The organism is Enorma timonensis, from assembly GCF_000321165.1.
Classification (GTDB): Bacteria; Actinomycetota; Coriobacteriia; order Coriobacteriales; family Coriobacteriaceae; genus Enorma.
Genome location: NZ_CAPF01000080.1, coordinates 1 through 6747 on the forward strand (window position 1 = coordinate 1; position 6747 = coordinate 6747).

Below are 6747 nucleotides of genomic sequence, written 5' to 3' on the forward strand. Positions count from 1 at the left end.
GCCGAGTTGCCCCTGTGCCGGTTACTCGGCTAGCCCCTCATAAAACGTTCGTTTCGCTCACTTTGGGAACGCGGGGCGCCGCGCAGCCCCTCGTGCGCCGCTATCCGGCGGGTGCAGGCGACGCGCGGCGCGAAAAACGCCCGTCCCCGCGCCCACCGCAACACCCGCTACAGCTCGCGGCGCTCGTAGAGCTTGAGCGACACGCCAGCCGACACGCCGAGCGCCACCGCGGCGACTACCACCGCGATGCCGAAGCACGCCGCCACGCCCGCCGGCGTCTCGATGAAGCCGAGCACCTGAGCAATGGTCTCCATGGGGATGGCGCCGCTGTCCAGGATGCCCGTGCCGTTCACGATGAGCATCGGCCCCACGAACAGCAGGATGGTGACCATGGGGATCCATTGGGTGGTCTTGTTCTGGCCGAACCTGAAGTAGATGGGGGTCTCGATGCTCGCGATGAGCGCGCCGAGCGCCATGCAGAACGCCACGGCGAACACCATGCCCTGCACCATGTCGGGGTCGAACGCCAGGATCTCCGAGATGCCCATGGGGAGCTCGACCACCGTCGCCACCGCCATGACCACCGCGCAGATGCCCGACATGAGCAGCATGCCCGCGAGCCCGAGCGTCACGATCACGCCATAGCGCGCGAGCACCACGTCGCGGCGGCCCACCGGCAGCGTGAGCCGGTAGAGCCCCCAGTTGTTCTGCTCGTCGTACGTGGCGGCGGCCATGGTGCCCAGCATGAAGAACATCATGGTGAGGATCGCCGGCGCCGCCACGATGGTGCCCATGCCCATGCTCACGAACACGGCGACGAAGCACCCCACGCCCATGAGCTGCTTGAAGTAGTCCCGGAAGATGGTCATCTCGATGAGGTATGCGCGCTTCATCTATCGCACACCGCCTTTCAGGGTGAGGGTGAGGTAGTCGTCGATGGTCATGCGGTCGACGGGCACGTTCGGGAACCGCTCGCTGAACGCGAAGCGGTCGGGGACGAGCAGGTCGATGCCGTAGTCGTTCTTGCGATAGCGCAGCTCGTGCTCGGGGATGAAGCCGCTCGCCGCGATGCGCTCGAAGTCCGCGACGCGGCAGCGGGCGATGCCCATCTCGTCGGTGATCTCGTCTTTGGCGAGGTCGAAAGTGATGTGCCCCTCGTCGATGCACAGCACGCGGTCGGCGATGCGCTCGAGGTCGCTCGTGATGTGGCTGCTCATGAACACCGCGCGCCCCGGCTCGGCCACGAAGTCGCGGAGGCGGTCGAGCATCTCGTCGCGCGCCATGGGGTCGAGCCCGGCCGTCGCCTCGTCCAGGATGAGCAGCTGCGCGCCGTGGCTGAGCGCGCACGCCAGGCTGAGCTTCATGCCCATTCCGCGCGAGAGCTCCTTCACCTGCTTGGCGCCGTCGAGGTCGAACGCATGGGCGAGGCGGTCGAACGCGCGGGCGTCCCACGAGGTGAAGGCGCGCTCCATCACGCGGGCGACGTCTCGGACGCGCAGGTGCCCGGGCACCGACACGGTGTCGAACACCACGCCGATGCGCTCCTTCAGCGCCGCCGCGCTGCCCCGGGCGAGCTCGCGGGCGTCGCGGCCGAGCATGCGCGCGCTGCCGCCGTCGAGCCCGATGAGCCCGAGCAGCGCCTTGATGGTGGTCGATTTGCCCGCGCCGTTCTTGCCCACGAAACCGACGATCTCGCCCTCGCCCACCGTGAAGCTCACGTCTTGCAGGGAGAATCCCGCGTAGTGCTTGGTCATGTCCCGCGCCTCGATGAGCGCCGGGGTTGCGTCCGCGTTCAGGCTCGCGCCCGCGCTCGCCATCGGGTCGCCCATAGGGTTCATAGATGCCATAGGTGCCGCCACCTTTCATCGTTCATGCTGGTAGGAGGTGTGCGATGTCCGCCGCGCCTACGCGCGGAGCGCTACCCCCCCCTCATGCCCGACGCTCCTCGAGCATGAGGTCGAGCATCTCGGCGAGCTCGCTGTCCGCGAGGCCCATCGCGCGTCCCCGCTCGACCGCCTCCGCGAGCAGCCCTTCGATGCCGCGCAGCTGCTCCTCGCGGATGAGCTCGGCGTTGCCGCCGGCCACGAAGCTGCCCTTTCCCTGCACCGTCTCGATGAAGCCCGCGGCCTCGAGGTCGGCGTAGGCGCGCTTCGTGGTGATGGCGCTCACCCGCAGGCTGTTCGCCAGCACGCGGATGCTGGGGAGCTGCTCGCCCTCCGCAAGCTCACCGGAGAGGATCGCTGCCTTGATCTGGCTCGTGATCTGCTCGTAGATGGGCTTGCTGCTCGCGTTCGAGATGATGATCTCCACACAGGTTCCTTTCCGTACGCCGCCGGGGCGTCCCCCAGCGGCCTGGCGGGCGCGCCTGACGTCCCAGCGCGCCGCTCAGCGAGTATAGTGTATATACTCGATACATACAGTATATATACACTTATGTACAGTGCAAGGGGGTTTAGGCTGTTTTTTGGCGTTTCGCGGCTATGGTTGCGCGACGGACGCGCGCAGGGGCGAGTTGGAGAACGGCCGCACAGCCTCTCGCGAGCCTCCGCCGAACATTCGAGCGCCGAAACTGAGTGGGATTTCGAAATGTCTGAGTAGACCCGCTTGTCGAAGATAGCTTACCTGCGTTTTCTCCGTGAAATAAGGCGGTCTACCCAGCGCATCTAGAATCCCACTCAGTTTCGGCGCTCGAACATGCCGGACACGCCGCAGACCCCCGCAAACGCGCCCCGAAGCACCCCGAAAACCCGCCGCGCTACTGCGCGAACTGGGCGTTGTACAGCTCGGCGTACGCGTTGCCGAGCGCGAGCAGCTCGTCGTGGGTGCCGCGCTCCACGATCACGCCGTCGCGCATCACGAGGATGCAGTCGGCGTTGCGGATGGTGCTCAGGCGGTGCGCCACGATGAAGCTCGTGCGCCCTTCCATGAGCTTGTCGAACGCGCGCTGGACCTGCAGCTCGGTGCGGGTGTCGATGCTCGAGGTCGCCTCGTCGAGCACGAGGATCGCCGGGTCGCAGAGCATGACGCGCGCGATGCACAGCAGTTGCTTCTGCCCCTGGCTGAGCGTGCCGCCGTCCTCGGGGATCACCGTGTCGTAGCCGTCGGGCAGTGCGCGGATGAACGAGTCGGCGTGCGCGCGCTCGGCGGCGGCGATGACCTCCTCGCGCGTGGCGTCGGGCCGGCCGTAGGCGTTGTTGTCGTGCACCGTGCCCTCGAAGAGCCAGCTATCCTGCAGCACCATGCCGAACGCGCGTCGCAGGCTCGGCCGCGTGACCGCGCGCACCGGCTCGCCGTCGATGCGGATCTCGCCCGCGTCCACGTCGTAGAAGCGCAGCAGCAGGTTGATGAGGGTCGTCTTGCCGCAGCCCGTGGGCCCCACGAGCGCGATGCGCATGCCCGGGCGCGCGTGCACGCAGATGTCGCGCAGCAGCGGGCGGTCGGGCACGTAGGAGAAGTCCACGTGGTCGATGTCGACCGCGCCGGCGGGCTTCGCGAGCTCCCGGGCGGTCGGCGCGTCGGGCTCCTCCTCGGCCGCGTCGAGCAGGGCGAAGAGGCGCCGCGCCGAGGCATACGCGGTCTGGATCTGCGTGATGACGCTCGTGACCTCGTTGAACGGCTTCGTGTACTGGTTGGCATAAGAGAGGAACGTCTGCACCTCGCCCACCGTGAGCTGCGCCGGCACGCCGGTGATGACGCCCGCGCACCCGATGATGGCCACCACCGCGTAGATGAGGTTGTTCACGAAGCGCGTGCCGGGGTTCGAGAGCGAGCTCAGGAACTGCGCGCGCTCGCCGGCCGTGTAGAGCTCGCGGTTGATGGCGTCGAAGCCGTCCTGGGCGCGGTCGCCGAACGCGAAGGCGTCGACGAGCTTCTGGTTTCCCACGAGCTCCTCCACATAGCCGCCGAGTTGGCCTTGGATGCGCTGCTGCGCGGAGAAGCTCTTGTTCGAGAACTTCGCGATGGCCGACGCCACGAGCACCGAGAGCGGCGTGACGAGCACCACGACGAGCGCCATGGGCACCGAGATGGAGAGCATGAACACGAGCGTGCCCACGATGGTCACCACGCCGGTGAAGAGCTGGGTGAACCCCTGCAACAGGCCATCGCCCACCTGGTCGACGTCGTTCACCACGCGGCTGATGAGGTCGCCGTGCGGGTGGCTGTCGATGAACGAGAGCGGCATGCGGAAGAGCTTGTCGTTGGCCTCGACGCGCAGGTCGCGCACCGTCTCGTACGAGAGGCGGTTCACGCAGTAGCCCTGGAGCCACTGGAAGGCCGCCGCGCCCACCACCACGAGCGCGAGCTGCTCGACGAGCGGCAGGAGCGCGGCGAAATCGACCCTGCCCGCCGAGACGATGAGGTCGATGCCGCGGCCGATGAGGATGGGCACGTACAGCTGGAGCACCACCGAGATGGTCGCCGCGACGAACGAGACCGTGAAGGAGAACGCGTGCGGGCGCACGTAGCCGAGCAACCGGCGCGTGACCTCCCAGGTGCCGTAGCGCGCGGTGGAGAGCCTAGGCCCGCTGCCGGGCGCCCCGGGGCCGCCCAGGTCGCTGTTGCCGGAAATGCTCGACGCGACGGTCGAGACCGAGCCCACGGACTGATATGGGTTCGCCATCTACGCCACCCCCGTATCGGATGCCTCGACGGAGCCGGTCGCCGGGCACGCGGCGGCCGTCGCTGCCGGCGCTCCCCCGCCCGCGCCGACGGTCGCGAGCGCCTCGCCGTTGGCCAGCTCGAGCTCGCCGTCGTCGGTAACCTCCAGCACCTCGTCGTCGGCGAGGCCGAGCTCCTCGCGCTTGAGCTGCGAGAGGCAGATCTCCTGGTACACCTTGCACGAGCGCAGCAGCTCGTCGTGCGCGCCGAGGCCGACCACCGCGCCGCGGCGCATCACGCAGATGAGGTCCGCGTCGCGCACGGACGAGACGCGCTGCGAGACGATCACCGTGGTGAGGGGCGCCGTCGACGCACCCGGCACGCGCGCGACCCCGCGCAGGCGGATCGCGTGGCGCAGCGCGGCGTCGGTCTTGAAGTCGAGCGCCGAGGCGGAATCGTCCAGGATGAGCACGAGCGGCTCGCCCACAAGCGCGCGGGCGATGGACAGGCGCTGCCGCTGCCCGCCCGAGAAGTTCTTGCCGCCCGCCTCGACCGGGCTGTCGAGCCCCATGGGCAGCTTCTGCACGAAATCCGCCGCCTGTGCGCAGGCGAGCGCGTCCCACAGCTCGTCGTCGGTCGCCGCGGCGTCGCGCCAGCACAGGTTCGAGCGGATCGTGCCCGAGACGAGCGAGGCCTTCTGCGGCACGACGCCCACCACCCGGCGCAGCTGCTTGAGCGGCCAGGCGCGCACGTCGCGGCCGAGCACCTCGACCGCGCCGGCCGTCGCGTCGTAGAGGCGCGGGATAAGCGAGACGAGCGTCGACTTGCCCGAGCCCGTGCCGCCGATGACGCCGAGCGTCTGGCCCGGGCGCAGCGCGAAGTCCGCGCCGTCCACCGCGCGTGCCGCCGAGCCCGGGAACGAGAAGGCGGCATCGCGCATGCGCACGGCGGGGGCGCCCGCGGCGAGGGCGGCCTCCACGTCCACCGGCTGCGCGCCCGCGTCCGAGATGCTCGGCTCGCACTCGAGCACCTCGTTCACGCGCGTGGCCGAGGCGCTCGCCCGCGTGAACACCACCACGAGGTTCGCCACGTAGACGATGGAGAGCAGCGTCTGCGTCATGTAGTTCACGAAGGCCATGACCTCGCCCTGCGAGAGCGCGCCCACGTTCACCTGGATGCCGCCCGCCCAGAGGATCGCGCACACGCCGAGGTTCATGACGAGGAACGTCACCGGGTTGAGCACGCTCGAGAGCTTGCCCACGGCGATGGCGGTCGCCGCCTGGTCGGCCGACGCGGCGCGGAAGCGGTCGCGCTCGTGGCGCTCGCGCACGAAGGCGCGGACGACGCGCTCGCCGGACAGCCCCTCGCGGCAGATGAGGCCGATGCGGTCGAGCTTTCGCTGCATGCCCTGGTAGTACGGCACGCTGCGGGCCATGACCACCCAGAACACGATGCCGATGAGCGGCGTGGAGACGAGGAAGATGAGCCCGAGCTTGAGGTCGATGGCGAGCGCCGCCACCATGGAGCCCACCGCGAGGAACGGCCAGCGGATGAGCTGGCGGATACCGAGGGCGATGGCGAGCTGCACCTGGTTGACATCGTTGGTGATGCGCGTGATGAGCGAGGGCGTGCCGAAGCGGTCGAGCTCCGCATACGAGAGGCGGTTGATGGAGCGGTACAGGTCGCAGCGGATGTCCGTGCCCATGCCCTGCGAGGCGAGCGCGGCCATCTTCTGGCACACGAGCGTGAACGCCATGCCGATCGCGGCCATGATGAGCAGCAGCGCGCCGTAGCGCAGCACGACGGGCAGGTCGTGCGCGCCGACGCCCTCGTCGATCATGCGCGCGATGACGAGGGGCGTGAGCAGGTCGAAGAAGACCTCGAGCAGCTTGCACGCGGGGCCTACGATGAAATACCGGCGGTACGCGCCGGCGAAGCGTCGGAGCAGCTTGAACATGATCGCCTTCAAACGGTCGGGTCGATGCGGGGAATCCGGCGGGTCGCGGGCGGGCGCAGGCGGCGCGGGGCGATGGCCGGTACCAATGTAGAGATGATAGGCCATGGTAGGTCATGCATCTATAACGTAAGCGTTAAAAATGCGGCGGCGGAGGGGCTGCCGGGGATAACGGCGGGCGCGCCGGCTGCGGG

5 protein-coding genes are annotated in these 6747 nt (G+C 68.8%); all 5 read right to left on the minus strand.

Annotated elements, in window-relative coordinates; translation table 11 throughout:
- Nucleotides 1–167: 167 nt before the first annotated feature.
- The 5 genes from BN423_RS08950 to BN423_RS08970 all read right to left on the minus strand — a co-directional run bounded on the left by BN423_RS08950 (nucleotide 168) and on the right by BN423_RS08970 (nucleotide 6556).
- The gene (locus BN423_RS08950) at nucleotides 168–893 is read right to left on the minus strand and encodes an ABC-2 transporter permease (protein ID WP_019239915.1); all 726 of its coding nucleotides are present in this window, start codon (nucleotides 891–893) and stop codon (nucleotides 168–170) included.
- Complete coding sequence (locus BN423_RS08955) at nucleotides 894–1847, minus strand: ABC transporter ATP-binding protein (protein WP_232385552.1); 954 nt, start codon at nucleotides 1845–1847, stop codon at nucleotides 894–896. It abuts the gene before it with no gap.
- An 82-nt stretch (nucleotides 1848–1929) separates the two neighbouring features.
- Nucleotides 1930–2310 (minus strand): GntR family transcriptional regulator, encoded by a 381-nt coding sequence (locus tag BN423_RS08960; protein ID WP_019239917.1) that lies wholly within the window; start codon nucleotides 2308–2310, stop codon nucleotides 1930–1932.
- 445 nt (nucleotides 2311–2755) lie between these two features.
- The gene (locus tag BN423_RS08965; RefSeq protein ID WP_019239918.1) at nucleotides 2756–4621 is read right to left on the minus strand and encodes an ABC transporter ATP-binding protein; all 1866 of its coding nucleotides are present in this window, start codon (nucleotides 4619–4621) and stop codon (nucleotides 2756–2758) included.
- Nucleotides 4622–6556, minus strand: a complete 1935-nt coding sequence (locus BN423_RS08970) for an ABC transporter ATP-binding protein (protein ID WP_019239919.1) — start codon at nucleotides 6554–6556, stop codon at nucleotides 4622–4624. It lies immediately after the preceding gene.
- Between the last annotated feature and the right edge of the window lie 191 nt (nucleotides 6557–6747).

Excerpts from the sequence above, each read along its gene's own strand:
- BN423_RS08970 (WP_019239919.1), bottom strand. The coding sequence starts at position 6,556 with ATGTTCAAGCTGCTCCGACGCTTCGCCGGCGCGTACCGCCGGTATTTC.
- BN423_RS08965 (WP_019239918.1), bottom strand. The coding sequence starts at position 4,621 with ATGGCGAACCCATATCAGTCCGTGGGCTCGGTCTCGACCGTCGCGTCG.
- BN423_RS08950 (WP_019239915.1), bottom strand. The coding sequence starts at position 893 with ATGAAGCGCGCATACCTCATCGAGATGACCATCTTCCGGGACTACTTC.
- BN423_RS08955 (WP_232385552.1), bottom strand. The coding sequence starts at position 1,847 with ATGGCATCTATGAACCCTATGGGCGACCCGATGGCGAGCGCGGGCGCG.